The 23,928-nt window shown below is 65.4% G+C and carries 26 protein-coding genes; 15 read left to right on the top strand and 11 right to left on the bottom strand.

Features of this window, described 5'->3' with window-relative positions; genetic code table 11:
* Positions 1-23 precede the first annotated feature (23 nt).
* Both ACLMAJ_RS18815 and ACLMAJ_RS18810 read right to left on the bottom strand, forming a co-directional pair.
* Complete coding sequence (locus tag ACLMAJ_RS18815; RefSeq protein WP_412015031.1) at positions 24-683, bottom strand: hypothetical protein; 660 nt, start codon at positions 681-683, stop codon at positions 24-26.
* Between the two features lie 62 nt (positions 684-745).
* On the bottom strand, positions 746-1,621 hold the full coding sequence (locus ACLMAJ_RS18810; RefSeq protein WP_412015030.1) for a LysR family transcriptional regulator: 876 nt from the start codon (positions 1,619-1,621) through the stop codon (positions 746-748).
* Between the two features lie 120 nt (positions 1,622-1,741).
* On the opposite strand from ACLMAJ_RS18810, the gene ACLMAJ_RS18805 reads away from it, so the two are divergent.
* The 6 genes from ACLMAJ_RS18805 (at position 1,742) to ACLMAJ_RS18780 (ending at position 7,964) form a co-directional block, all read left to right on the top strand.
* Positions 1,742-3,187: a form I ribulose bisphosphate carboxylase large subunit gene (locus ACLMAJ_RS18805; protein WP_479725038.1), complete on the top strand. Its 1,446-nt coding sequence runs from the start codon at positions 1,742-1,744 to the stop codon at positions 3,185-3,187.
* A 17-nt stretch (positions 3,188-3,204) separates the two neighbouring features.
* Positions 3,205-3,627, top strand: a complete 423-nt coding sequence (locus ACLMAJ_RS18800; RefSeq protein ID WP_412015029.1) for a ribulose bisphosphate carboxylase small subunit — start codon at positions 3,205-3,207, stop codon at positions 3,625-3,627.
* On the top strand, positions 3,617-4,648 hold the full coding sequence (locus ACLMAJ_RS18795) for an AAA family ATPase (RefSeq protein WP_412015028.1): 1,032 nt from the start codon (positions 3,617-3,619) through the stop codon (positions 4,646-4,648). The genes ACLMAJ_RS18800 and ACLMAJ_RS18795 overlap by 11 nt, the downstream gene beginning before the upstream one ends.
* A 15-nt stretch (positions 4,649-4,663) precedes the next feature.
* The gene (locus ACLMAJ_RS18790) at positions 4,664-5,758 is read left to right on the top strand and encodes a class 1 fructose-bisphosphatase (RefSeq protein ID WP_412015027.1); all 1,095 of its coding nucleotides are present in this window, start codon (positions 4,664-4,666) and stop codon (positions 5,756-5,758) included.
* 16 nt (positions 5,759-5,774) lie between these two features.
* Positions 5,775-6,653 carry a phosphoribulokinase gene (locus ACLMAJ_RS18785; RefSeq protein ID WP_412015025.1) on the top strand — a complete coding sequence of 293 codons (879 nt, stop codon included), beginning with the start codon at positions 5,775-5,777 and terminating at the stop codon, positions 6,651-6,653.
* 144 nt (positions 6,654-6,797) lie between these two features.
* Positions 6,798-7,964 carry a thiolase family protein gene (locus ACLMAJ_RS18780; protein WP_412015023.1) on the top strand — a complete coding sequence of 389 codons (1,167 nt, stop codon included), beginning with the start codon at positions 6,798-6,800 and terminating at the stop codon, positions 7,962-7,964.
* Positions 7,965-8,045: 81 nt separating this feature from the next.
* Here ACLMAJ_RS18780 and dinB read toward each other — a convergent pair whose 3' ends face one another.
* Positions 8,046-9,287, bottom strand: a complete 1,242-nt coding sequence (gene dinB, locus ACLMAJ_RS18775; protein WP_412015022.1) for a DNA polymerase IV — start codon at positions 9,285-9,287, stop codon at positions 8,046-8,048.
* Between the two features lie 226 nt (positions 9,288-9,513).
* On the opposite strand from dinB, the gene ACLMAJ_RS18770 reads away from it, so the two are divergent.
* The 4 genes from ACLMAJ_RS18770 (at position 9,514) to ACLMAJ_RS18755 (ending at position 12,590) form a co-directional block, all read left to right on the top strand.
* Positions 9,514-10,752 (top strand): epoxide hydrolase family protein, encoded by a 1,239-nt coding sequence (locus tag ACLMAJ_RS18770; protein WP_412015021.1) that lies wholly within the window; start codon positions 9,514-9,516, stop codon positions 10,750-10,752.
* A gap of 74 nt (positions 10,753-10,826) precedes the next feature.
* Positions 10,827-11,222 carry a BlaI/MecI/CopY family transcriptional regulator gene (locus tag ACLMAJ_RS18765; RefSeq protein WP_412015020.1) on the top strand — a complete coding sequence of 132 codons (396 nt, stop codon included), beginning with the start codon at positions 10,827-10,829 and terminating at the stop codon, positions 11,220-11,222.
* Positions 11,219-12,163, top strand: a complete 945-nt coding sequence (locus ACLMAJ_RS18760) for a M56 family metallopeptidase (protein WP_412015019.1) — start codon at positions 11,219-11,221, stop codon at positions 12,161-12,163. Before ACLMAJ_RS18765 ends, ACLMAJ_RS18760 begins: the two co-directional genes overlap by 4 nt.
* Before the next feature lie 169 nt (positions 12,164-12,332).
* Entirely contained in the window at positions 12,333-12,590 is a 258-nt protein-coding gene (locus tag ACLMAJ_RS18755) for a DNA glycosylase AlkZ-like family protein (RefSeq protein ID WP_412015017.1), read from the top strand.
* Between the two features lie 487 nt (positions 12,591-13,077).
* Here ACLMAJ_RS18755 and ACLMAJ_RS18750 read toward each other — a convergent pair whose 3' ends face one another.
* Both ACLMAJ_RS18750 and ACLMAJ_RS18745 read right to left on the bottom strand, forming a co-directional pair.
* On the bottom strand, positions 13,078-13,530 hold the full coding sequence (locus ACLMAJ_RS18750; protein WP_412015015.1) for an NUDIX hydrolase: 453 nt from the start codon (positions 13,528-13,530) through the stop codon (positions 13,078-13,080).
* A gap of 353 nt (positions 13,531-13,883) precedes the next feature.
* Entirely contained in the window at positions 13,884-14,633 is a 750-nt protein-coding gene (locus ACLMAJ_RS18745) for a TetR/AcrR family transcriptional regulator (RefSeq protein WP_412015014.1), read from the bottom strand.
* 101 nt (positions 14,634-14,734) lie between these two features.
* On the opposite strand from ACLMAJ_RS18745, the gene ACLMAJ_RS18740 reads away from it, so the two are divergent.
* Both ACLMAJ_RS18740 and ACLMAJ_RS18735 read left to right on the top strand, forming a co-directional pair.
* Positions 14,735-15,697 carry an ATP-binding cassette domain-containing protein gene (locus ACLMAJ_RS18740; RefSeq protein ID WP_412015013.1) on the top strand — a complete coding sequence of 321 codons (963 nt, stop codon included), beginning with the start codon at positions 14,735-14,737 and terminating at the stop codon, positions 15,695-15,697.
* On the top strand, positions 15,697-16,515 hold the full coding sequence (locus tag ACLMAJ_RS18735) for an ABC transporter permease (protein WP_412015012.1): 819 nt from the start codon (positions 15,697-15,699) through the stop codon (positions 16,513-16,515). The genes ACLMAJ_RS18740 and ACLMAJ_RS18735 overlap by 1 nt, the downstream gene beginning before the upstream one ends.
* Positions 16,516-16,565: 50 nt before the next feature.
* On the opposite strand, the gene ACLMAJ_RS18730 is transcribed toward ACLMAJ_RS18735, so the two are convergent.
* Together ACLMAJ_RS18730 and ACLMAJ_RS18725 are read right to left on the bottom strand one after the other, a co-directional pair.
* Entirely contained in the window at positions 16,566-17,984 is a 1,419-nt protein-coding gene (locus ACLMAJ_RS18730) for an MFS transporter (RefSeq protein WP_412015011.1), read from the bottom strand.
* Positions 17,985-17,992: 8 nt separating this feature from the next.
* Positions 17,993-18,154: a hypothetical protein gene (locus ACLMAJ_RS18725; protein ID WP_412015010.1), complete on the bottom strand. Its 162-nt coding sequence runs from the start codon at positions 18,152-18,154 to the stop codon at positions 17,993-17,995.
* Between the two features lie 53 nt (positions 18,155-18,207).
* Here ACLMAJ_RS18725 and ACLMAJ_RS18720 point away from each other — a divergent pair, with 53 nt between their 5' ends.
* The 3 genes from ACLMAJ_RS18720 to ACLMAJ_RS18710 all read left to right on the top strand — a co-directional run bounded on the left by ACLMAJ_RS18720 (position 18,208) and on the right by ACLMAJ_RS18710 (position 19,841).
* Positions 18,208-18,681 carry a winged helix-turn-helix transcriptional regulator gene (locus ACLMAJ_RS18720; protein WP_412015009.1) on the top strand — a complete coding sequence of 158 codons (474 nt, stop codon included), beginning with the start codon at positions 18,208-18,210 and terminating at the stop codon, positions 18,679-18,681.
* A gap of 166 nt (positions 18,682-18,847) precedes the next feature.
* Positions 18,848-19,264: an NUDIX hydrolase gene (locus tag ACLMAJ_RS18715; protein ID WP_412015008.1), complete on the top strand. Its 417-nt coding sequence runs from the start codon at positions 18,848-18,850 to the stop codon at positions 19,262-19,264.
* An 82-nt stretch (positions 19,265-19,346) separates the two neighbouring features.
* Entirely contained in the window at positions 19,347-19,841 is a 495-nt protein-coding gene (locus tag ACLMAJ_RS18710; protein ID WP_412015007.1) for a hypothetical protein, read from the top strand.
* A gap of 51 nt (positions 19,842-19,892) precedes the next feature.
* Here ACLMAJ_RS18710 and ACLMAJ_RS18705 read toward each other — a convergent pair whose 3' ends face one another.
* The 4 genes from ACLMAJ_RS18705 to ACLMAJ_RS18690 are packed head-to-tail and all read right to left on the bottom strand — an operon-like array spanning position 19,893 to position 23,643.
* Positions 19,893-20,480 carry a GTP-binding protein gene (locus tag ACLMAJ_RS18705; protein WP_412015006.1) on the bottom strand — a complete coding sequence of 196 codons (588 nt, stop codon included), beginning with the start codon at positions 20,478-20,480 and terminating at the stop codon, positions 19,893-19,895.
* Positions 20,461-20,835 carry a DUF742 domain-containing protein gene (locus tag ACLMAJ_RS18700; RefSeq protein WP_412015005.1) on the bottom strand — a complete coding sequence of 125 codons (375 nt, stop codon included), beginning with the start codon at positions 20,833-20,835 and terminating at the stop codon, positions 20,461-20,463. The genes ACLMAJ_RS18705 and ACLMAJ_RS18700 overlap by 20 nt, the downstream gene beginning before the upstream one ends.
* On the bottom strand, positions 20,832-21,227 hold the full coding sequence (locus ACLMAJ_RS18695; RefSeq protein WP_412015004.1) for a roadblock/LC7 domain-containing protein: 396 nt from the start codon (positions 21,225-21,227) through the stop codon (positions 20,832-20,834). Before ACLMAJ_RS18695 ends, ACLMAJ_RS18700 begins: the two co-directional genes overlap by 4 nt.
* Entirely contained in the window at positions 21,205-23,643 is a 2,439-nt protein-coding gene (locus ACLMAJ_RS18690; RefSeq protein WP_412015003.1) for a sensor histidine kinase, read from the bottom strand. The genes ACLMAJ_RS18695 and ACLMAJ_RS18690 overlap by 23 nt, the downstream gene beginning before the upstream one ends.
* Positions 23,644-23,928 lie beyond the last annotated feature (285 nt).

The raw sequence follows: 23,928 nt of genomic DNA, 5'->3' as shown, positions 1-23,928 counted from the left end.
CGAGGTGGGGTCGCAGTCACTCCCTATTGTTCGCGTGTGGTTATCGGCAAGGCGTGCAATACCGCCTTCAGCTCGGAGGTGTGTTCGATCTCGACCTCGTACTCGACGACAATGGGTTGTGCGGCGGCGTTCGGATGCTCGTCGAGCGGAACATCCTCCGGCACACCGTAACCGGGCATGGACCACTGCTGGGCGGGCAGCGGATCGCTACCGTCATCGGGCCACAGGCGGATTCGCCATACATCGCCGGGGGTGGTGGTGCCCGGCCAACCGTAGTTCAGGAAGCCGGTTCCGCTGACCTCGATCAGATATGCGCCCGCGGGTACCGGGGCGATGTCGCTGACGTCGAGGGTTGGTGATTCGAAAAACAACGTTGCGACGTCGCCGATCCGTAAGCGCGCTTCGGACACTTGCTGCCATGAGTCACGGTCGGCCGGCGGGCGCGCATCCCAGACCTGCACCGTCAGCTGCATCTCGAAGTTGTTCTGGTGCGGGGTGAGCACCAGCACCGTTTCGCCATCTCCCGCACACGGGCGCGATGCGAATGCTTGGTCGAGCAGGTCTACTTCGTAGTAATCAGACCGATTGTCCAAATCGCCCTCGCCGCCACTGAGGAGGAATTGCCCGTAGTCCTGTGCCACCTCCGCCGTGTGTTCACTGACGAGATTCGCCGGATTGCTCATGGGTTCCATGCTCACATACCGCGGCTGTTCGGCCTCTCCGATCCGGGGAAGGCGGCAGAGCCTCACCGCGCGTGGAAGGCAGCCGCGCCGACCTCCGTCGGGTCGAGGATGTGGGAGAGGAAAAGGCGCGCAGTGGGGGGCGGGGTTCGAGTGGTGACGGCATGCCATGGACGGTCCAGCGGGGTGCCTTCGACGGCAAGCACGTGTAGTAGGCCGGATTCGAGGTCGCCGACGAGGGCGTCGCTGTGCATGAGGGTGACGCCGAGGCCTTCACGGGCCGCCGCGAGTACCGCCCCGTGGCTGCCGAGAGTGAGTGTGGCGGGGGTGATTTCGAGTTGGTCGAGCAGATTCAGTGTCGCGTCGCGGGTTCCGGAGCCGCGTCCGCGCAGCAGCCAGGTGCTGCGCAGTGGGTCGGGAGAATGCTCGGGGGCGCCGACCACCACGAGCTGACTGGCCCTGCGGGCGCGGATGACGAGGCCGGTATCTCGTGGCGGACGGCCAGCGATGACGAGATCTGTTTCGTGGTGGTGCAATTCGAGGAAAAGGACATCACGCGGATGGACCGACAGGCTCAACTCGATGTCGGGATAGCGGTTGCGGAAAGACGCGAGCAGCTTCAGTAGCAAGTACTCACCGGCGGTGGCGACGACTCCGATCCGTAGTCGCCCGGTCTCGGCCCGCAGGACCGCCGCGTGTGCTTCCTTCATGAGTCCGAGGATGGTGCGGCAATATTCGGCGTAGACCCGCCCCGCCTCGGTGAGCACGATGCCGCGACCGGATTTTGTGATGAGTTTCGCGCCGAGCTGCTTCTCGATGTGCGAGACCGCCGCGGAAACGGCCGCCTCGGTGATATGCAGTTGGCCCGCGGCACCACGAATGCTGCCCTGGCGAGACACGGCCAGGAATGTTTCCATCCGAGATGCGCTCACCGTACCCATATTCAACGGTACCAAACTTGAAGAAACCGTTGAGTATTCGGAGAAACAATCAAATTGTTTGTCGTCCTCGACCTTGTCATCCTGGAAATCGCAAGGCGCGCACCCTCAGGATCTGGAGGAATGATGGCCGAGGAAACCGAACGGGACCGCTGGGATCCGGGTGTCCAATCCTATGCATCGATGGGGTATTACGCGCCGGACTATGAGCCGAAGGACACCGATGTCCTCGCCGTCTTCCGTGTCACCCCGCAGAAGGGCGTCGATCCGATCGAAGCCTCGGCCGCCGTCGCCGGTGAGTCATCCACGGCCACCTGGACCGTCGTGTGGACCGACCGGCTGACAGCGCACTCGCGCTACCAGGCCAAGTGCTATCGCATCGATGAGGTGCCCGGTCGGCAGGGGGAGTACTTCGCCTACATCGCCTACGACCTCGACCTGTTCGAGGAAGGTTCGATCACCAACCTCACCTCGTCCATCATCGGCAATGTTTTCGGCTTCAAACCGTTGCTCGCGTTGCGGCTGGAGGATATGCGCATTCCGGTCGCCTACGTCAAGACTTTCCAGGGTCCGCCGCACGGCACCGTCATGGAACGGGAGTACCTCAATAAGTACGGCAGGCCACTGCTCGGTGCGACGGTGAAACCGAAACTCGGTCTGTCCGCGCGCAATTACGGCCGTGTGGTCTACGAAGCATGCAAGGGCGGCCTCGATTTCACCAAGGACGACGAGAACATCAACTCGCAGCCGTTCATGCGGTGGCGTGATCGCTATCTGTTCGCCATGGAAGGCGTCAACCGGGCCGTGGCGGAGACCGGCGAGATCAAGGGGCACTACCTCAATGTCACCGCGGCGACAATGGAGGACATGTATGAACGTGCCGAGTTCGCGAAGGAACTCGGCAGCGTCGTGATCATGATGGACCTGACGGTGGGGTACACCGCCATGCAGTCCATGTCGCATTGGGCGCGGCGCAACGGCGTGCTGCTGCATCTGCACCGGGCGGGACATTCGACCTTCACGCGACAGAAGACGCATGGTGTCAGCTTCCGGGTGCTGGCCAAGTGGTGCAGGCTGATCGGAGTCGACCACCTGCACGCGGGAACCGTGGTCGGGAAGCTGGAGGGCGATCCGGCCACCACCCGTGGTTTCTATGACACATTGCGGGAGAACCACATTCCGGCCAACCCGGGTAACGGCATCTTCTTCGACCAGGAATGGGCGAGTATGCCCGGGGTGATGCCGGTGGCCTCCGGCGGAATCCACGCCGGCCAGATGCATCAACTCGTCGAACTGTTCGGTGACGATGTGGTGCTGCAATTCGGCGGCGGCACCATCGGCCACCCGCTCGGCATCGCGGCGGGTGCCGAAGCGAACCGGGTCGCGCTGGAAGTAATCGTCAAGGCTCGCAACGAGGGTCGCGATCTGCTGAAGGAGGGACCCGAGGCGCTACGCAAGGCCGCCCAGACCTGCCGGCCGCTCGATGTCGCCCTGGCGACCTGGGGTGATGTCACCTTCGATTACACCTCAACCGACGCACCGGATGCCGTGCCGACGGCAACCCACTGACCTTTCGAAGGAGTGCCATGTATCTGCGTCAGGGAACCTTCTCGTACCTGCCCGAATTCACCGATGCGGAGATCGCCGCGCAAGTACGCTACGCGCTGCTGAACAACTGGCCGGTGTCGATCGAGTACACCGACGACCCGCATCCGCGCAATGCCTACTGGGAAATGTGGGGGCTGCCGCTATTCGATCTCGACGAGCCCGACGGCGTGCTCGTCGAGCTCGAAGCCTGCCGAAGAACTTTTCCGCGACACTACATTCGGCTGCTGGCCTATGACGCGACCTACGGCAGGCAGACCACGGCGTTGAGCTTTCTTGTGCAGCGGCCCGCCGACGAGCCGGGATTCCTGCTGACCCGAAGCGAAGGATCGGATCGGCGGCAGATCTACGGTCTGCATTCGTACGCGACGAGGCAACGTCCGGGTACGCGGTATGGCGGCTGAGCGTTCCGGCGCGGCGGGCGGTTTCCGTTTACACCGGCCGGGGGCCGAGGATCCCCGCCCGGTTCGGGCGGTGCCGCCCGAGTCCGGGTCGCCCGCTGTCGCGGAGGTCCTCGACGATGGCGCGCTACTCGATCTGTCGACCGATATCGCGGGCAACGACGTCGAGGAGGTATTGACCAGGCTCGACGCGGAGCTGGTCGGCCTCGCGAATGTGAAGTTGCGCGTCGGAGAGATCGCCGCACTGCTGCTGATCGACAGGGCGCGGCAGCGTTTCGGGCTGCTGGCATCACGCCCGACCATGCACATGAGTTTCACCGGCGGACCCGGCACCGGCAAAACCACCGTCGCGCTGCGGATGGCCGAAATGCTGCACGCGCTGGGATACATCCGTAAACCGAAGGTGCACATCGTAACTCGAGACGATCTGGTCGGTCAGTTCATCGGACACACCGCGCCAAAGACGAAAGAGGCACTGGCGAAGGCAGCGGGGGGAGTGCTGTTCATCGATGAGGCGTACTACCTGTTCCGTCCCGAAAACGAGCGGGACTATGGGCAAGAGGTCATCGAGATCCTCTTGCAGGAGATGGAGGGCGAACGTGCGAGTTCGGTCGTGATCTTCGCGGGCTACGAGGATCGGATGGAGCGGTTCTTTTCCGCCAATCCCGGATTGTCCTCGCGGGTTGCGCACCATCTCGCATTCAGCGACTACACCCACGACGAACTGCTGGCCATCGCCGAGATCATGTTGGGGCGGGACAACTTTCGTTTCGACGATCCGGCGCGATCCGCCTTCGGCGAATACCTCGAGTTGCGGATGCGAAGGCCGCGGTTCTCCAACGCGCGCAGCGTCCGCAACGCCCTCGATCGGTGCCGGCTGCGCCAGGCCAAGCGCCTTGTCGAGCTGCGGCGACCGCTCACCAAGACCGACCTGATCACGCTGACCGACCGGGATGTGTACGGCAGCAGCGTGTTCGGGGCCACCGAGCTGCCGGACGGGCCGACCGCCAGGGCCCCCGACTGACGAGATCGAGTCACCATGCCAGAAGGACTGAAGACCCTCACCCGCTACACCATCGAGCAGGAGCATCGGCACCCCGGCTCCTCCGGTGAGTTCTCCGCCCTGGTGAATGTCGTTGCGACGGCGACGAAGATCATCGCCAACCAGGTGATGCGCGGGGCCATCGTCGGCTCGCTGGGCGCCTCGGAGCCGGACAACCTGCCGCCGACGGTGCACCGCAAACTCGACGCGATCGCCAATGACATCATGGTGTCCGAGACGCAGTGGACCGGGTATCTGTCGTCGCTGCTGTCGGAGCAGATGTCGGTCATCCATCCGGTACCGGATGTGCACCGGCGTGGGAAGTATCTGCTGGCGTTCGACCCATTGGACGGTTCCTCGAATATCGACGTGAATCTACCAGTGGGAACGATATTCAGTGTGCTTCGGGCACCGGAGCGGGCGCGTGCTCCAGACAGTGGCGCCACGCCGGACGCCGGGGACTTCTTGCAGCCCGGCACGCGACAGGTCTGCGCCGGGTTCACCCTCTACGGTCCAGCGACGATGCTGGTGCTCACCACAGGAAGCGGCGTGGACGGGTTCACTCTCGATCGGGAGATCGGCGCGTTCGTGCTGACGCATCCTCGGATGCGAATTCCGGAGGACACCTCGGGTTTCGCGATCAATGCCGCGAACGAGCGGTTCTGGGAACGGCCGGTGCGCAGGTACGTGCACGAGTGCCTCGACGGAGTGGATGGGCCGCGCGGCAGGGACTTCAATATGCGCTGGGTGGCGTCGCTGGTCGCCGACACCTTCCACATCCTCACCCGCGGTGGGGTCTATCTGTACCCGCACGATGCCCGGCCGCCGTTGCGGCCGGGACGAGTGTCGTTGCTCTACGGCGCCAACCCGATCGCGTTCATTGTCGAACAGGCCGGTGGGTGGGCGACCACTGGCGGTGAGCGCGTGCTCGAGGTACCGCCCGAGCACGTGCACCACCAGGTGCCGTTGATCTTCGGATCCCGCAATGAGGTCGAGCGGATCGAGCGCTATCACAGCGAGCCCGACGAAGGACCGAGCTTCGACAGCTCGCTGTTCGGTTCCCGTTCGCTGTTCCGGCCGGCTCCGCACTGAGAATCGAGGACGTGCCATGTCGGTCAAACATCCCGTCGTCGCGATCACCGGATCATCCGGTGCGGGAACGACAAGCGTCACAAGGACTTTCCAGGAGATATTCCGCCGCGAGGGCATCAATGCGGTGGTGGTGGAAGGGGATTCCTTCCACCGCTACGACCGCAACGAGATGAAGCTGGCGATGGTGGAGGCCGAACGCAACGGCAATCTCACCTTCTCGCACTTCGGTGAGGAGGCGAATCTCTTGAAAGAGCTGGAGGCGCTCTTCCGTGACTACGGCGAAACCGGGGTCGGTTCGGTACGCAACTACCTGCACGACGACACCGAAGCCAAGCCCTACGGGCTGCCCGCCGGCACCTTCACGCCATGGGAGGACCTGACCCCCGGGAGTGATCTGCTGTTCTACGAGGGCTTGCACGGCGCCGCCATCACCGATTCCGTGAACGTCGCGCAGCACGCGGATCTGCTGGTCGGCGTGGTGCCGATCGTGAATCTCGAGTGGACCCAGAAGGTCATCCGCGACAAGACCGAACGCGGCTACTCCAGCGAAGCCGTCATCGATACGATCCTGCGTCGCATGCCCGACTACGTGAAATACATCTGCCCCCAGTTCTCCCACACCTACGTCAACTTCCAGCGCGTGCCCACCGTGGATACCTCGAACCCCTTCATCGCCCGCACCATCCCCACCGCCGACGAGAGCTTCGTAGTAATCCGCTTCGCCGATCCCAAGGTTATCGACTTCCCCTACCTGCTTTCGATGCTGCACGACTCCTTCATGTCGCGCCCCAATTGCATCGTGGTGCCCGGCGGCAAAATGGAACTGGCCATGCAACTGATCTTCACCCCGCTGATTTTGCGTCTGATGGACAAGCGTCCCAAGCGATCTCGGTGATCGGCAAGAGCCGGTCGCGCCGATGCCGCAGCGCTTTCCTGGGTTGGGCGGACTGGGGGTCGCGAGGCGGGTATGCGCGGCGTAGAGTGTCTCTAAGTTAACCATCGTTCACGTGATGGTCGCCGATACGAGCAAGGGGTAGTTATGACTTCCGCGGTCATTGTCGACGTAGTGCGCACGCCTTCCGGGAGGGGGAAAGCGGGTGGTGGGCTGTCGAAAGTTCACCCGGCGACGTTGCTGGCGGAGGTGCTGCGGACGCTGGTCGACCGGAATGGTCTCGACCCGGCGCTTGTCGATGATGTGATCGGTGGTTGTGTCACGCAGAGTGGTGAGCAAGCGTTCAATATTTCGCGGACCGCGGTGCTGGCGGCGGGGTTCCCCGATACGGTGCCCGCGACGACGGTGGACCGGCAGTGTGGGTCCAGTCAGCAGGCGGCGCATTTCGCCGCGCAGGGCGTGATCGCGGGGGCCTACGACATCGCGATCGCCTGCGGTGTGGAGTCGATGAGCCGGGCGCCGATGTTCTCCAGTGCGCATGGCAAGGACGCGAATCGGGGTCCGCTGTCGCACCGGTTTCCGGAAGGTCTTATCGGACAAGGCATTGCGGCGGAGATCATCACCCAGCGGTGGAAGCTCGATCGGGAAACCCTTGACGCGTTCGCCGCTCGTTCGCATCGCCTGGCTGCCGAGACCGCGGCGGCAGGCGGCTTCGACAATGAACTTGTCGCCGCGGGAACACTGACCGCCGACGAAACGATTCGCGCCGGAACCACCCCGGAGGGCTTGGCCGGGCTGCGGCCCGCGTTCGCCGCCGCCGAATTCGAAGCGCGCTTCCCGGAGATCGAATGGTCGATCACCCCCGGCAATTCCTCGCCGCTCACCGACGGTGCCTCGGCCGCGCTGATCATGAGCGAGGAAAAGGCCGACGCACTCGGCCTACGTCCCCGCGCCCGCTTCCATTCCTTCGCGGTCACCGGCGACGACCCCTTGCTCATGCTCACCGCCGTCATCCCGGCCACCCGCAAAGTGCTCGTGAAGGCGGGCCTGACCATCGACGATATCGACGCCTACGAAGTGAACGAGGCTTTCGCCCCCGTCCCGCTCATCTGGCAGCACGAGCTCGACGCCGACCCCGCCAAACTCAACCCCTGCGGCGGCGCCATCGCCCTCGGTCACCCACTAGGCGCGTCCGGCACCCGAATCCTGGCAACCATGCTCAATCATCTCGAACAAACCGGCGGCCGCTACGCGCTGCAAACCATGTGTGAGGCGGGTGGCCTCGCCAACGCCACCATCATCGAGCGGCTGTAGGCCAGCGGCTCGACGTCGGTCGTGTTGCCATGCGGCGCAGCATGACCGACGGCCGATAGCCGAGGTCCCGGGCGACGAGGGTTAGTCGGGGAGTAGCGGGACCGAGATGCCCTCGCCTCGGTTGATGAGGGCAGCGCGGGTTACCGCGGTGGAGCCGAAGCGTTGGCGGAGGTTGTCGAGGGTGGAGTCGAGGGTGTTGGTCGCGTGGGGGTCGAAGGGGAGGGTTAGTTGAACGGCGTCGGCGTCCTCCAGGTTGGTGAGGGCGAGGCCGATGAGGGTGAGGCCGCGTTCCTGGATCATCGGTGTGGCGGTGGCGAGCAGGGTGCGGGCGGTGCGCAGGATCGTTTCGGTGTGATCGGTCGCTTCCGGGAGGGTGTGGGAGCGGGTGGCTCGGGTGAAATCGTCGAAACGCATGCGTAGCACCACGGTTCGGCAGACGCGGTCGGCGGCGCGCAGGCGGCGGCCGAGGCGGTCGGTGAGGCCGTGCAGGTAGGCCTCGATTTCATCGGGCGGGCGAAGGTGGCGGCCCAGCGCGCGTTGGGCGCCGATCGAACGACGGCGGCGTCCGGTCTCGACGCGGCGCGGGTCGCGGGCCCACGAGAGGGCGAACAGGTGGCGGGCGGCGCCTGGGCCGAGGATCGAGCGCAGCACGGGTTCGCCGAGTTCGGCGAGGTGGCCGACGCGGGTGATGCCGTGGTCGTGCAGCGTGCGTGCGGTGACTTCGCCAACGCCCCATAGCCTTTCGACGGGCAGTGGATGCAGGAAGTCGAGCTCGCCGTCCGGAGGCACCAGTCGAAGGCCGTCCGGTTTGGAGACCGCGCTGGCCACTTTCGCGAGGAACTTGGTGCGTGCGATGCCGACGGAGATGGGCAGACCGACCTGCTCCAGGACCTCGGCACGCAGTCGATGTGCGATATCGATGGGCTCGCCCGCGATCCTGCGCAGGCCACTCACGTCCAGAAAGGCTTCGTCGATGGAGATGCCTTCGACGATCGGTGTGGTGTTGCGAAAGACTTCGAACACCGCCTTGCTGGCCTCGGCATAAGCCGACATGCGTGGTTGCACCACGATCGCGTGCGGACACAGCCGAAGAGCGGCTCCGCCGTTCATCGGTGTGCGCACGCCGAGGGCCTTCGCCTCGTAGCTGGCGGCGAGCACGACGCCCCCGCCGACGATGACAGGGCGGCCGCGCAGTCGCGGGTCGTCACGCTGTTCGACCGAGGCATAGAACGAATCGAGGTCGGCGTGCAGGATCGACGCCTCCGCGCGCGCCTCGATCCGGGGTCTGCCGGATCGAGTGGGGGCGGGCGTGGTCTCGGACACGCGTACATGTTCGCACGTATGTTCGATATAGTGAAGCGCCGTCTCATCCGCGGCAACCGATGAGAAGCACGCAAAATGATCGAAGGGCCAGCAACGGAGCGGCCCCGGCGAAGCCTGGTTGCCGGGATGAATCCAGCGGGCGCCGGGTGTACCGTGACGGTGTGTCTCTCTCATCGGTGTGTCTCGCTCATCGGAAAGCTTGTGAAACGACTGCGGGAGAAGGCAATTGAGTAGCGAAGCCGCCAGGGCGGAGTTCCCGTTGTCGCCGACGCCGATCCACGTGCCCGATGACGTGCTCGACGATCTTCGCCAGCGCATTGCCTTGACGCGCTGGCCGGTCGACGCGGGCAACGAAGACTCGTCCTACGGCGTCGACGGCCGCTACCTGCGTGAACTCGTCGAGTACTGGCGCGACGGTTACGACTGGCGTAAGGCCGAAGCCGCGATCAACGCCTACGAGCACTACCGGGTCGAGGTCGACGGCGTGCCGGTGCATTTCATGCGCAAGGCGGGTGTCGGGCCGAACCCGACGCCGTTGATCCTCACGCACGGCTGGCCGTGGACGTTCTGGCACTGGTCCAAGGTCATCGACCAGTTGGCCGACCCCGGCGCGCACGGCGGCGATCCGGCCGAGGCGTTCGATGTGATCGTGCCGTCGTTCCCCGGCTTCGGGTTCTCCACTCCGCTCCCGAACAACCCCGATATGAACTTCTGGAAGGTCGCCGACCTCTGGCACACCCTCATGACCGAGACCCTCGGTTATGCGAAGTACGCGGCCGCGGGCAATGACGTCGGCGCGCTGGTCACCGGCCAACTCGGGCACAAGTACGCCGACGAGCTGTACGCGATCCATATCGGGTCCGGTCAGATGCTGAGTATGTTCGAGGGTGACCGGGCTTGGGACTTCAGTGGCGGCAGGCCCATCCCCGACGGCCTGCCCGCCGATGTCTACGCCAGGATCATCGAGATGGACCGGCGATTCGCCGTCCACCTCGCCGCCCACGTGCTGGAACCGAGCACTCTCGCCGTCGGTCTGTCCGACTCACCCGCCGGCATGCTCGCGTGGATATTGCAGCGCTGGGTGAAATGGAGTGACAACGGCGGTGATATCGAGACCGTCTTCACCAAGGACGAGCTGCTCACCCACGCCATGATCTTCTGGGTCACCAACTCGATCGGCACATCGATTCGCACCTACGCCAACAACAATCGCTACCCGTGGAAGCCGTCGCACGACCGGCGGCCGGAGATCGAAGCGCCGACCGGCATCACCTTCGTCGGCTACGAAAACCCACCCGGTGTCAGCACCGAGCAGCGCATCGAGAGCTTCCTCGCGAGCGAACGCGCCAGCTGGTACAACCACGTCAACCTCACCGTCCACGACCAGGGCGGACACTTCATCCCGTGGGAAATTCCCGAACTGTGGATCGATGATCTGCGCCGGACCTTCCGCGGTCGCCGCTAGCCAAATCTACGGCCTACCTACGTAGGAGTTCGGCCGGACCGGGTATCCTGGGTCGTCAATTGGACGATTTGGCGATGAGGAGTCGGCACTTGCGTGGATTCGGGGACCTGGAGGCGGTGATCATGGACCGCATCTGGGATCGGGACGCGGAGACCACAACGGTCCGCGAAATATTCGACGAACTGGCGGCCGAACGCGGTATCGCCTACACCACGGTCATGTCGACGATGGACAATCTGCATCGCAAGGGCTGGCTGGCGCGTGAGCGTGCGGGCAAGGCCTACCGCTATTGGCCGACGCTCACCCGCGAAGAGCACAGCGCGCGGCTGATGCTCGACGCGCTCGGCTCCGGCGGCCGCTCGGACCTGGTGCTCAGTCACTTCGTCGATCGGATCAGCGCCGACGAATCGGCGGGCCTGCGCGCGGCGCTGCGCAGGCTGACGGCCCAGAAGCCGCCGGAATCCTCGTGAACGTGGCCATCTGCCTGTTGGTGTACGGCGGTGGCGTCGCGCTGTTCGGTCCCGCGGTGCTGCGACGGCTCACCCGCGGCGGCGCCGCGCCTCGCCTCGGCATTGCCGCCTGGCTGGTGGCGATTGCCGGTGCGCTCGGGTCGTGGTTGCTCGCGGCGGGGATGCTGTTCGTCGAGTTCGCTACGTATTGGCACGCGGATGCGGCGGTGCGCGTGTGTGTCGCCGCACTGTCGACGCCGGTGAACGAGGCGACCAGCCCGGCGCTGCGCGCGGGATCGTTCACGCTCGCGGTGGTGGTCGTCATCGCAAGCGCGGTGGTGCTGTGGCGGTCGGCCCGGATTCTGCTGCGGATGCGGCGACGCACCCTGGAGCATGCGCGGGCGGTACTGCTGGTCGGGCGTCCGAGGCCCGATCTCGGCGCTGTGGTGCTGGATTCGGATCAGCCGCAAGCGTATTGCGTCGCGGGTCGGCCGGACGCGATCGTCGTCACCAGTGCGGCGCTGGACGCACTGACTCCTGATCAGCTGACCGCGGTGCTCGCGCACGAACGCGCACACCTTCGTGGCAGGCATCCGGCACTGACCGCGCTGGTGCGCGGTTTGGCGACGATCCTGCCCCGCCTTCGGTTGCTGACGAACGGTGCCGAAGAGATCAACCGACTGCTCGAGATGCGCGCCGATGACGAGGCCGCACGCAGGCACGGTGCGGAACCTTTGCTCGGCGGCCTGATCGCGCTGGTCGGTGCGGGGACACCGGCGCATGCCATGGGTGCGGCGGGCACCGCTGTGGTGGCTCGCGCGGAGCGGCTGGTGTCACCGGCCAGTACGGTGCGCAAGGCCACCAACGGCACCGCATTGCTCGGCGTAATCACCGCCACCATGATGGGGATGCTCGAGGTCGCCGCCGGATTGTTGATCTGTAGCTCGATTTTCGGTTGGTGACCGTCATGCGCGGCGGCCATGCCTACCACAGGCGTGCGGGCAACCATGCGTTCGGTGTGCATTTCTCAGGGGGCGAAAGCGAGACGAGGCTGCCTCTTTTCGCAAGCTACCGGGGGCCGTGAAGGCTCCGTTTTCGAGCGGATCAATCCGGTGAACCAGGAGGCGGGCGATGCAGCTCACATGGGATCAGGTCTTCGCGTGGAGGCTGGGGCAACAGTTCGTTGCACCACCCTCAGAGGCGAGCGTTCCTGACATCGTCGATCGGTTGTGCGGAGTACAGGCCCAGGTCACCTCGTCGGCGGAGCTGGCTGTGGCGCTTCGCCGCCGGACTTCGGAGCCGGATGCGGTGGTGCGCGAACTGAATTCGGGCACGCTGATCAAGACCTGGGCGATGCGTGGGACTTCGCGGCCACGGCGCTCGCCTTGATCGCCTCCGCCCGGACCTGGGAAAAACCCGTGTGGCAGCGCAACTTCGGCGCGTCGCCCGCGGAGGTTGCCGCACTGGTCGACGCGGTATCGACGATACTCGACGGCACCGTGCTCACCCGCGCCGAACTGGTCGCGGCGTCGCCGACCCGGCGCTGCATCGTCTCGGCGAGGAGTTGCGATCGGTCTGGGGTGCATTTGCTCGAGCCGCTGGCCTGGCAGGGCGCGTTGTGTCACGGTCCGGCCCAGGGCAATCGGATCACCCTTACCAGCGCGGCGCATCAGGTCCCCGGTTGGCACGGGCTGCCCGACCCGGCAACCTCCGTCATCCGCCGCCGTGGTGCAGCAACCACGAGGCGGGTCCGGAGTTCGTTCTGGATGAGGCGAGTTCCTGACGCCATGGACGACAGCGATTGCGACACGGGACACGACGCGGCCCCGGTCGCATGTAAGTCCCGGGCGATCGGGGTCGCGTCTGTTCTCGTCGGTCAGGAGTGTTCGGCTATCGCCTGCCGGAACTCGTCGGAGTGTGGTCCGGACAGTTCGAATGTGACTGCGGCAGGTTCGGCAGGACCATGAGTGCCGTGCACAGGTCCGGGGATGATGGAAGTTTCGCTGCGATCGATCATCGCGACCGCGTCCTCCAGCGGAATCCACCGGACGTCTTCGGCTTCGTTGATGTCCGGCGGGGTATCGGTCAGATCCGCGCCCCGCGCAAGATAGATCTCCTGCGGCTGGTCCAAGGTTCCGATGGACGGCTGAAAGCTGACCAGGTGCTCCATGGTCTTCGGCCGCCAGCCGGTCTCTTCCTCGACCTCGCGCGCCGCCGCGATGGCTACGTCCTCGGCGTGGTCGACGTAGCCGCCGGGCAGCTCCCACACCCACCGATCGATGATGAATCGATGCCGGTACATCAGCAAGTCGTTGAGTACCAACGTCATTGCGCAACGTGGCATCCGTGCGACGTACTGCGTGAACTTCACCCCGTCGGGCAACTCGATGTCGACGGTAGATAGCTTGATGTGTCGGTTTCGTCCACGACGTTCTCACCATGGATCGTCCACTGGGTGCGGCTCACAAGGTCGACCGTAGTAGTAAGCGGAGACCGGCGACGAAGCACCGGCAAACTGGCTATGCCCTTGCGACTACCCATGGCGGAAGCGCTCCGCCACGCCGAGCTCGAGCTGCCGGCCTGGCATCGGGAAGAAGAGCTACCGCTGGTTGATCGCACGTCAGCCGATCACGTGACCGTCGCCCTTGGACGGGGCATGCGTCCGTCCGAGTCGAGTGGCGACTATTCGGCGGCGCGGGCGGTGACCAGGACTTCGAGTCCGTCGAGGATGCGTGCGAGGCCGAATCCGAAGTGGTCGAAGCCGGGATCGAACGCGTCGCTCGACAATGCCGCCATCGTCGGGTAGCGGCCGCTGGCCATGGCCCGTTCCAGGACCGGGGCCTGGGCCTGCCAGAACTGCGCGTCTGTCAGGCCCGATTTGCGTTCCGCCTCTTGCAGATACAGCAGCGTGCGGGCAGCGCCCGCGACATAGTCGGACACCAGGATGACCGCGGAGACGAGCTCAGGGTCCGTCAGCCCCATCGACTTGATGCGCGAAACCACGAGTTCCATGCCTTCCACGGCACTCGGACCCATCACGGGGCGGGCCTGATTGATGTGGAGCAGCCACGGATGGCGGCGATAGAGGGCGAGGGATTCGTTGGCCATGGCCTCCAACGCGCCGCGCCAACCATCGCCGCGGTCGGCATCGGCGGAGGGCCGCTGGACACGATCCAGTATCACGTCGAGTAGTTCGGCTTTGCCGGGGACATAGCGGTACAGCGACATGGTGCCGGTGCCGAGTTCGGTGGCGACCCGGCGCATGGTGAGCGCCTCCAAACCCTCGGTGTCGGCCACCGCAATTGCCGCCTCGACGATCCGGTCCAACGTGAGTGCGGGCTTCGGCCCGCGCCTTGGCCGCGGACCGGTGTCCCAGAGCAGGTCGAGAGTGCGGGCGATATCGCCGCTTCCGCTGGCCTCCGTGCTGGTCATGAAGGCCAGCTTAACTGCTTGGCGAAAAACTGGGTACGTTGTACCTTAAATAGGGTACGTTGTACCCAGTTGAGAATCGAAGTGCGAAGCGGAGGGCGATAGTGAGAGACGAGTACGCGGTCCGGGCCGAGGGGCTCGAGAAGAAATATGGCGACAAGCGGGCTCTGGACGGTTTCGATCTGAGGGTGCGGCGCGGGACAGTGCACGGACTGCTCGGGCCGAACGGCGCGGGCAAGACCACGGCCGTGCGGATCCTGTCGACACTGATTCGCCTGGATGGCGGTCACGCCACGGTCGCGGGGCTCGATGTGGCAGCCCGACCATGGGCCGTGCGCTCGCGCATCGGGCTCACCGGTCAGTACGCGGCGGTGGACGAGGTGCTGACCGGGCGGCAGAACCTCGAAATGTTCGGCAGGCTCTTTCATCTCGGTGGACGCGGGGCGCGGCGGCGGGCAAGTGAATTGCTGGATCGCTTCGATCTCAGCGATGCCGCCGACAAGGGTGTCGGCAAATACAGCGGCGGCATGCGGCGCAGGCTCGACCTCGCGGCGTCGATGATCCTCTCGCCCGAGGTGCTCTTCCTCGACGAGCCGACCACCGGCCTCGATCCGCGCAGTCGTAACGAGGTATGGGATTCGGTGCGGGCGTTGGTCGCCGACGGCACCACGGTGCTGCTCACCACCCAATACCTGGAGGAGGCAGACAAACTCGCCTCCCACATCACGGTGATCGACCAGGGCAAGTCCATCGCCGACGACACCCCCGACGGGCTGAAGAATACCGTCGGGGCCGATCTCATCGAGGTCGTCGCGGCTGAGGTCGCCGACTTGCCCGCGGTCGCCAAGGTGGTGGCCAGGGTGTGTGCGGGTGAGCCCGAGATCGACGAGCTCGATCGACGCGTGCACGCGTCGGTCTCCGACCGCGTCGCCGCGCTCACCGAAGTGGCGCGCACTCTGCAGGACGAGGGGATCGGCGTCGAGGACATCGGACTGCGTAGGCCGAGCCTCGACGATGTCTTCCTGAATTTGACCGGACACCGCACTGTTGCCGAGGAGGCCGCCTGATGACCATCGTGGATGAATCGCCGACTCGCTCGCGAGCATTCTGGGCGATCGCCGATTGCTGGAATGTGGTGCGGCGCGGGCTGACCCACTATCAGCGCCAGCCGGTGAATATCGCTTGGCAGCTCGGTTTCCCGATTCTGTCGGTGCTGCTGTACGGCTACGTGTTCGGCAGTGCGATGAGCGTGCCGGGTGGCGGGGACTACCGTAGCTTCCTGATGCCGGGCATGTTCGCGATGACGATGGCGTTCGGGTTCATCAATACCGCGACGGTGGTCGTATATGACGCGACCAATGGTGTGATCGACCGATTCCGTTCGATGCCGATGTCGCCCTCGGCGGTGGTAGCCGGGCGCGGTGTCACCGATCTGCTACTGGCCTGTGCGGAGTTGGCGATCCTGATGCTCACCGCACTGGCGATCGGCTGGCGACCCGACGGTGGAATCCTCAACGGCATAGCGGCTTTCGGGCTGTTGCTCCTGCTGCGCTTCGCCCTGATCTGGGTCGGCGTCTGGCTCGGACTACTGGTACCGAATCCGGAGGCGGCCGGTGGTCTTTTCGCGGTGGCCTTCCCCCTGACCATGATCTCGAGCATTTTCGTTGCCCCGCAGCTGATGCCGAGCTGGCTCGGTGCGATCGCAGCATGGAACCCGATCTCCTCCACCGTCGCCGCAACCCGTGAACTGTTCGGAACACCTGTGGGCGGCGGTGATTCGTGGATCGAACAGCATGCGCTGCCCATGGCGATGGTATGGCCGCTGATCCTCACGGCGATCTTCCTGCCACTGGCGGTCCGGCGCTTCCAGCGACTGAGTCGCTGACCTCACGGACGGTGCCCGGCATCCATGGAATGCCGGGCACCGTTGGTGAGTCAGACTGCGGCGGGGTCGCTTGCCGGATTTGGTTCAGGGAGAACGGGACGCGGAATTCTGGCTGCGAGTCCGATCAGTCCGGCGAACAGGGCGATGGCTGCTGTCACGTACCAGCTGCGATGGAAGGCGTCGAGGGTCTGCTGTGGTCCGGCGGGGGAGCCGAGGGTCGCTACGACGACGGCTACGCCGATGGCGAGGCCGATCTGCCTGGCCATGCTCAGTACCGCCGATCCGGTGGCGAAGCGTTGCGGTGGTAGACCGGCGCTGCCGGTGGCGAAGGAGGTGGGCAGGGTGAGCCCGACACCGACTCCGGTGAAGATCATGCCGCCGAGAAGGCCACCCGCATAGTTGGGTTCGAGGGTGACGGCCGTGGCCCACCAGATCAGGCCCGCCGCGAAAGCGATACCACCGGCGGCGATGGTGAGGCCGGCACCGATTCGGCTGATGAGCCGACCGGCGAGGATCGCGACGATCGGTACCACCAATGGTCCTGGGGCGATCGCCAGTCCAGCCCGCAGGGCCGACCATTCCCAGACGTTCTGCGCCCAGAGCACCACCGAGAGCAGCATTCCGGCGAAGGCGATCTGGAAGAACAGCGAATTACCGGCCATCAGTGCGAAATGGGGCGCTCTGAACAGCGTGGGATCGACAACCGGGCTGTGGTGGCGGGCCGAGGAGATCGCGAAGGCTACCGCGAGTGCCACTGCCACGGCGAAGGACACGAGTACGCCTGCCGACGTCCAACCCCAGTCCTCCCCTTTCACCAAGGCGAGGATGAACGCGGCGATGGCGCCGATGAGCATGATCGCGCCGAACACATCGGGCAGCGGTCCGCCGTCGCCGCGCTGGCGCGGCAGCAGCCGCACGCCGACGGCCAACGCGGCCAGCCCGATCGGCACGTTCACGAGAAACACCCAACGCCAATCGATTTCGACGAGCAGCCCGCCGAACACCGGCCCTAGCGCGGCGCCGAGGCCGCCGAAGGCCACCCACAGCCGAACTGCCATCGGACGGCGCTCGGCGGGGGTAGTGGCCAGCACCAGGCCGAGCGAGGACGGGATCAGCATGGCACCGCCCACCGCCTGCAACACCCGGAAGGCGACCAGCGACTCGACATTCCATGCGGCCGAGCAGAGGCCCGAGCCGAGCACGAACACGGCGAGACCGATCAGGAACGTCGTCCGGTTGCTGCCGCGATCGCCGAGCCGCCCCGCGGGCACAAGCAGCGCGGCGAAAACGATCGCATAGGCGTTGAGCACCCACGACAGCCCCGACAGCTGGGTGTCGCCGAAATCCCTCCCCATATCGGGAAGCGCGACGTTGACGATGAACAGGTCCAGGCTCGACAGCAGTACGCCGACCGACACGATGGCGAGCACGACCCGCGAATCGACGGCGGGCCGATCTTTGGTTGCCACAACGGTATTCACGAGATTATCTCCGACTCAGCCGAGAGCGCGACGGGTTCGGTGGGCCGAGGCGAGCGGCGGTCCCGCAGCGGGCTGTCGTCGACGTGCGCGCGCCAGACGCGGTAGTCGACCTGGGTCAGTGCGAATCCGTCACCGAGCCGACGGGTGAGTTGCATCATGCAACGAACCATAGAGTAGTGAGTTCTTTGAAGCAACCGACTATGCTGTGATAATGCGGAGGACCAGTTTCGAGAACATGAACTGCTCGATCGCCCAGTGCCTCGAGGTGGTCGGCGAGTGGTGGACTCTGCTGATCGTGCGCGACGCACTGATGGGCGTGACCCGCTTCGACGACTTCCGCGAACGTCTCGGCATCGCACGCAATGTGCTCACCCAACGCCTGGAACACCTTGTCGCGCACGACATCATGTCGAAGGTGCCGTATCAGGACAACCCGGTCCGCTACGACTACCGCCTCACCCCAAGGGGGCGTTCCCTGTGGCAGGTCCTCACCGCAATGCGCCAATGGGGCGACGATTGGGCGGCGCCGGAGGGGCCCCCGGTCCAAACCCTGCACAAGACCTGCGGCCACATCACCGTCATCCAGCCGACGTGCTCCGAGTGTGGCGAACATGTTCACCGTCGCGACCTAGAGCTGGTCGACGGCCCCGGCGTCCGCGACGTCTCACTCATTCCGGGCCGCTGACGACGAACGGGACATGAGCGCAGCGAATGTCGCCTCACCCTCGAGGGGATATTGCGACACCGGCTGAAGTGCCGAGGAGTTCGCATGTCCGGGTCGAATTCATCGCATTCGATGCGGGCTGTGGTTGCGGGCAGGCCGGTTCGGGCGCGTCGATTAGGCTGCGGCGGTGGCGGACGGGCGAGTGGGGCAGCTGATCGATACGGTCGCATGGGTGCGTATCGAAGACGGGCGCATTCTGTGTGCGCGGCCGCGCGGGAAGAACATCTTCTACATTCCCGGCGGCAAGCGCGAGGGCGCCGAGACCGATTTGCAGACGCTGCTACGTGAGATCGAGGAGGAGCTGACCGTCGCGCTGCTGCCCGACACCGTCGCGCACGTCGGCACCTATGAGGCGGCGGTGCACGGACCCGACGGCGGCACCGTGGTGCGGATGAGCTGCTACACCGCCGACTATCGCGGCACGCTCGCGGCGAGCAGCGAGATCGAAGAGGTGGCCTGGTTCAGCTACGCCGATCGGGAGCAGGTGCCGCCGGTCGATCAGCTGCTGTTCGATGATCTCCTGGACGCAGGGCGATTGGCCTGAACCACTCCGATCATGCACAGTTCAACGTGTTGTCGGCCGGTGCGGTGACGCTGCTACCGTACAGCGCGATACGGTCGCTGATATGAAGTCGGTTTGCTCGTTGTTGCGCTGGGCCGGTTACGCATTGGTGGCGGGTCCGCTCGCCTGTCGGCCGGTGGCGGTCAGGTTACGGGTGCCGCGCAGGCTGCTCGGTGCTTCGTTCCCGATGGGTACCCGATCCCGCCTGCGGGCCGCCGCGCACTCCGTGCTCGCGGTCACCGTGTGCTTGCTCGCGTGCTTTCTGGCGTTTCTGGCCACCGTTTCCGCGGTGCGCGGCATCGCCTATCCACTGATCGCGGCCGACGACCTCGAACATTCCTGGGGCGGGCCGACGCTGGCAGGTGCCTGGGCGGTGCATGCGCTTGCGGTGTTGTTGCTTCCCGCGTGGCCGACGCTGATCGCCGGGCTCGGTGTACTGCAAGTGCGTTTGAGCCATCAGTTGCTCGGGCGCGCCGGGCCGTGGTGGCCGGTCCCGGTGTCTGTGCTGCTCGGCGTCGCGGGCGTCCTGTTCTTCATCGCCTGGCTGCACCAGGCGTGAATCCGATCAGCAGAGTCGGGCCTCGGAGCCGGTGAACGACCTTTTGCGCGATCAGGTGGTGACAGTCGGCCTGTCCGCCCGCTCGATGAGGTGTTGCACGAGGTTCAGCAGTACATCCTTACAGGATTCCCTGCTGCGCGCGTCGCACAGCATCACCGGAGTGTGGTCGTCGAGGTCGAGTGCGTCGCGGACCTCATCGACGGTGTAGACGGGCGCGCCGTCGAAGCAGTTCACCGCGACCGTGAACGCGAGGCCGCGGCGCTCGAAGAAGTCAACGGCGGCAAAGGAATTGCCGAGACGGCGGGTGTCGGCGAGTACGACGGCGCCGAGTGCGCCGCGGGCCAGCTCGTCCCACAGGAACCAGAATCGATCCTGTCCGGGCGTGCCGAACAGGTACAGCACCAGATCACGGTCGATGGTGATGCGGCCGAAGTCGAGCGCCACCGTGGTCGTGGTTTTCTGCTCGACACCGGACAGATCGTCGACACCGGTGCTGACCTCGGTGATCAGCTCCTCTGTGCGCAGCGGCGTGATTTCGCTGATCGCCGAGACCATGGTGGTCTTGCCGACGCCGAACCCACCGGCGATAAGGATCTTGACCGAGGCGGCCAAATGCGGGTCAGAGTTTTCGGATGCCATCGAGTACCGCTCGCAATATGTTGAGATCGCCCGGGCCGGCCTCCGGCTGTACCGGAGCCCGGAAGATCAGGTGTCCCTCGCCGATCAGGTCGCCGACGAGAATCTTGGTAACCGCCAAGGGCAGTTTCACATGGGCCGCTAACTCGGCGACCGATTGTGGGACGCGGCAGAGCCGAACGATGTCGATGTACTCGGGTTCGGTCCGTCGCAGGGTGGGCGCGCGGTCGGCGATGACCACCACCGTGAGCATGTCCAGTTCATGACCCGCACCGATGGTGCGGCCACGGGTCACCGCGTAAGGCCGGACCAGCGGACCGGCGGCCTCGTCGAACCACGGCTCACCCTTGCCTGTCATGGCAGGCGCGCGGGAGTGGAGAGGTAGGTGCCGACGCGTTGGACGGTGACGTTCATTTCGTAGGCCACCATGCCGAGATTCGCCGTCTCGGCCGCTTGCAGTGCGAGGCAGGCGTTGTCGCCCGCCGAGGTCACGAACAGCACGGCGCGATCGAGTTCGATCACCGCCTGCCTGACCCCGCCGCCGTCGAAACGGCTGCCCGCGCTGCGAGCCAATCCGTAGAGGGTGGAGGACATCGCGGCGAAGTGTTCGGCATCCTCGCGGGTCATGGCGGTCGATCTACCGAGCAGCAGGCCATCGGTGGATAGCACCACCGCGTGACGCACGCCGGCAAGCCGGTCGACGAGATCGTCGAGCAGCCAGTTGAGATCACCGGTGTTGGAAGTAGTCACCATTGCCTTCCTGTTCGTCCGCGGGCTTGGCGGCCGAGGTAGTGGGGAGTTCATCGGGGACGGCCTTGCGGCCCTGCCTGGTGCCGTTCTCGATGGCGGACATGAGATCTCGGGCCTGTTCGGCGGTGCGTGCGCGCTCCGTTCCGGGTTCGGCGACGGGCTCGACAGGAGCGGGCTGCGCCAATTCCGGTGCGAGACTTGCCTGCCGGTGCCTGCGTGGCAGCGCGGGCCTGCTGTCGGGGCCCGTGTGCGGTGCCGGTGTGGTCGGTCGGGGCGCGGCTGTCGTAGTCTGCCGGGGCGGTTCCACCATCGGGGGCGCCTCCGGTGGTGCGGTCAGCACCGTCGACGCCGACTCGGGTTCTGTGCCGTACCTCGCGGATTCGACGTACGGCAGCGGCTGACGGCGCCGCCGTCCGGCGTCGGTCGTCTCGGATTCCGAGGGAGGCAGGACGGCTTCGTTGGCGATCAGTGCGGAGGGAATGAGCACGATGGCCCTGATCCCGCCGTAGTCGGATTCCGCGAGCCGGACCGAGACACCGTGCCGGACGGCCAACTGGGCGACAACGAACAGGCCGAGCCGGGAATCCGCGGACAACGCCGCGACACCGAAATCCGGTGGGTTGCGCAGCATGTCGTTCATCTTGGCCATATCGGCGTCCGACATGCCCATGCCCTGATCGCTGATCTCGGCGACGATCCCCTTGCCGACCACATTGCCGGTTACCTCGACTCGCGACTGCGGCGGCGAGAAGGCGGTCGCGTTGTCGACCAGTTCCGCGACGAGGTGGATGAGGTCGGCGACGACGGTGCCCATGACATGCGTATCGGGCAGCCGGGCCACCCGAACCCGTGCGTAGTCGAGGGTTTCGCCGACAGCACTGCGCACCACGTCGACCAGCGGCACCGGGTTGCGCCACTGCCTGCCGGGCCGACCGCCGCCGAGGATGGTGAGGTTCTCGGCGTTGCGGCGTTCGCGGGTGGCCAGATGGTCGAGCCGGAAGAGCACGTCGAGCAGGGCGGGATCTTCCTGCTTCGATTCGGCCTCGTCGAGAATCTCGAGCTGCCGGTGCACCACGATCTGGCTGCGGTGGGCGATATTGAGGAACACGGCCTTCACACCCTCCCGGGTGCGGGCCTCGTTCACCGCCGCGGCGATGGCCGCGGAGTGCGCATGCTCGAATGCCTTGGCTACCTGGCCGATTTCGTCGTGGCCGTAGTCGAGGGTCGGGGATTCCGCATCCGGATCGATGACCTCGCCCTCGCTCAGCCGCCGCATCGTCTCGGGCAGCCGCTCATCGGCGAGTGCGAGCGTTTCTCCGCGCAGGCGCTTGAGCCTGCGGATGATGCGGTTGGCCAGCAACAGTGCGATCAGGAACGCAAGAATACTGATGGCCATGACTCCACCGCCCGCCCACGCGGAGGTCTGCGCGGAGTCGGCGGCCTTGTCCTCGGCCAGTTTCTGCGCTTGCTTGTTCTGCGCGATCCAGGTGTCGACGAGCCCGCGGTTGACCTCGGCGGCGGCGTTGTTCCATTCGGAAGTGCTCAGCGGCAGGGCGGGGGGTGTCGATTGCTTGTTCGTCGAACTCGCCGAGCTGGACGAACTCGAGGAGCCCGACGAGTTGGCTGTGCTGGTCATAGCGCGCTGGACGAGCGCGTTTTCCATGGAGGTCAGCTGCTGCCATGCGGTGCTGTTGGTGAGCGCCTGCAATCGATCGCGTTGTGATTGATCGAGCTGGGTGGACAGATTCGCGACTTCGGTGTGATAGAAGCCGATCTGACGCAGGAACTCCTCTACCGGGATCGGGGTGGGCCCGGTGGCATTGGCGAACATGCCCGACAATGCGTTGCTGCGCGACATCGCTTCCGCGGCAAGGAAGATGCGCATGCCGTCGGCGATACGCACGCCGATTTCGGCGTCGGGTGCGGTCCCTTCGACGATCTGAGTGCCGAAGGTGATGACGTCGAGCAGGCGGTTGTAGAACATGTACGCGTCGGGCACCGGCAGCTGGGCCGCATCGGTCGCGGTGCGCACCTGCGTTATCTGCGTGCCGAGTGTCATGAAGCCCGCGGCGTCGTCGCCGATCTTCGAATCATCGACCTCGCGCAGTCCGGTGGAGGCCTCGATCAGTCCGCGCAGCGCGCTGTCGAGCCGCACCCGCGCGGCGCCGAGTAGTGGTGTGACCGAATCGTCGCCGGTCAGCGCGGAGATCGTCACTTGACGTTCCTGCTGGACGGCCTCGAGCAATTCCCTGGTTCGTGGGATTGCCTGCTGATTCTGCTCCGCCCAATCCTGGGCCTTATTTCCCTGGGCTACCAGGTATCCCGCCGCACCCACGCCGACCACGAGCAGAGTCAGACTCGGGATGAGCGCGATCGCCAGTATCCGTGTTCGGACACCGAGCCTCGCTCTGAACATCGGCACAACGTAATCGAGATCCTGACCGGCACGGCGATCGGGTCCCGCTGAGCGAGACTCGATTTGACATTCGTATGGAGATCTGGGTTTTGGGTGCCGCGATGGTGAATTCCACTGGACACCTTGGTCTCTGCGGTAGTTACCCGATATTCGGAGTTCTACGCTGTTCGGACCGGTGGTCGCGTGGATGCGAGGTCGACACTTTCCGCCGAATCGCTGTCATCAGCGGCCGAAACCGGTCGGTGTGTGTGCCGCGCGGACCCGCGACGGCGTAGATTGTGTGTA

The organism is Nocardia arseniciresistens, assembly GCF_046764875.1.
Classification (GTDB): domain Bacteria; phylum Actinomycetota; class Actinomycetes; order Mycobacteriales; family Mycobacteriaceae; genus Nocardia; species Nocardia arseniciresistens.
The sequence above is the reverse complement of the archived record's forward strand: the minus strand, read 5'-3'. Positions and strand labels throughout refer to the sequence as shown.

Bases quoted from the DNA above. Each gene is read 5' to 3' on its own strand.
- ACLMAJ_RS18745 (WP_412015014.1), bottom strand. From the start codon at position 14,633: ATGACCAGCACGGAGGCCAGCGGAAGCGGCGATATCGCCCGCACTCTC.
- ACLMAJ_RS18705 (WP_412015006.1), bottom strand. From the start codon at position 20,480: ATGGCATCCGAAAACTCTGACCCGCATTTGGCCGCCTCGGTCAAGATC.
- ACLMAJ_RS18735 (WP_412015012.1), top strand. From the start codon at position 15,697: ATGACCATCGTGGATGAATCGCCGACTCGCTCGCGAGCATTCTGGGCG.
- ACLMAJ_RS18815 (WP_412015031.1), bottom strand. From the start codon at position 683: ATGAGCAATCCGGCGAATCTCGTCAGTGAACACACGGCGGAGGTGGCA.
- ACLMAJ_RS18690 (WP_412015003.1), bottom strand. From the start codon at position 23,643: ATGTTCAGAGCGAGGCTCGGTGTCCGAACACGGATACTGGCGATCGCG.
- ACLMAJ_RS18710 (WP_412015007.1), top strand. From the start codon at position 19,347: ATGAAGTCGGTTTGCTCGTTGTTGCGCTGGGCCGGTTACGCATTGGTG.
- ACLMAJ_RS18765 (WP_412015020.1), top strand. From the start codon at position 10,827: ATGAGGAGTCGGCACTTGCGTGGATTCGGGGACCTGGAGGCGGTGATC.
- ACLMAJ_RS18805 (WP_479725038.1), top strand. From the start codon at position 1,742: ATGATGGCCGAGGAAACCGAACGGGACCGCTGGGATCCGGGTGTCCAA.
- ACLMAJ_RS18810 (WP_412015030.1), bottom strand. From the start codon at position 1,621: ATGGGTACGGTGAGCGCATCTCGGATGGAAACATTCCTGGCCGTGTCT.
- ACLMAJ_RS18700 (WP_412015005.1), bottom strand. From the start codon at position 20,835: ATGACAGGCAAGGGTGAGCCGTGGTTCGACGAGGCCGCCGGTCCGCTG.
- ACLMAJ_RS18725 (WP_412015010.1), bottom strand. From the start codon at position 18,154: ATGATGCAACTCACCCGTCGGCTCGGTGACGGATTCGCACTGACCCAG.
- ACLMAJ_RS18720 (WP_412015009.1), top strand. From the start codon at position 18,208: ATGCGGAGGACCAGTTTCGAGAACATGAACTGCTCGATCGCCCAGTGC.
- ACLMAJ_RS18800 (WP_412015029.1), top strand. From the start codon at position 3,205: ATGTATCTGCGTCAGGGAACCTTCTCGTACCTGCCCGAATTCACCGAT.
- ACLMAJ_RS18785 (WP_412015025.1), top strand. From the start codon at position 5,775: ATGTCGGTCAAACATCCCGTCGTCGCGATCACCGGATCATCCGGTGCG.
- ACLMAJ_RS18795 (WP_412015028.1), top strand. From the start codon at position 3,617: ATGGCGGCTGAGCGTTCCGGCGCGGCGGGCGGTTTCCGTTTACACCGG.
- ACLMAJ_RS18790 (WP_412015027.1), top strand. From the start codon at position 4,664: ATGCCAGAAGGACTGAAGACCCTCACCCGCTACACCATCGAGCAGGAG.
- ACLMAJ_RS18750 (WP_412015015.1), bottom strand. From the start codon at position 13,530: ATGACGTTGGTACTCAACGACTTGCTGATGTACCGGCATCGATTCATC.
- ACLMAJ_RS18755 (WP_412015017.1), top strand. From the start codon at position 12,333: ATGCAGCTCACATGGGATCAGGTCTTCGCGTGGAGGCTGGGGCAACAG.
- ACLMAJ_RS18780 (WP_412015023.1), top strand. From the start codon at position 6,798: ATGACTTCCGCGGTCATTGTCGACGTAGTGCGCACGCCTTCCGGGAGG.